The organism is Aequorivita vitellina (assembly GCF_022008365.1).
Taxonomy (GTDB): domain Bacteria; phylum Bacteroidota; class Bacteroidia; order Flavobacteriales; family Flavobacteriaceae; genus Aequorivita; species Aequorivita vitellina.
In genome coordinates, this window is the sequence record NZ_JAIRBA010000159.1 from 1 (window position 1) to 398 (window position 398).

At 40.5% G+C, this 398-nt stretch carries 1 pseudogene; it reads right to left on the reverse strand.

The features are described from left to right. Nucleotides 1-398: pseudogene (locus K8089_RS16375) on the reverse strand (hypothetical protein); the annotation flags it as partial.

Here is a 398-nt window from a genome sequence, read left to right on the forward strand (position 1 = left end):
TTTCCGTCAACGTTTAAGGCTAGGGTAGTAAGTGTTTCAAGGTTTGAAATGTCGATGGTTGTAGTAACGTTGTCTTCATCGGTATAGGTGAAAGTTCCGTTCCCGTTATCAACGATGGTTGTAAGTGTTTCGAAGTTGTCGATTACAGTTTCTAAGTCGATGCTTGTTAAAACACCGTCTTCGTCTGTGTATTCTAAAGTTTTCCCATCGGCATTTAACGCAAGTGTTGTAAGCGTTTCGAGGTTTGAAATATCGATTGTTGTAGTAACATTGTCTTCATCGGTATAGGTGAAAGTGCCGTTACCGTTATCAACGATGGTTGTAAGTGTTTCGAAGTTGTCGATTACCGTTTCCAAGTCGATGCTGGTTAAAATACCGTCTTCGTCGGTGTATTCTAA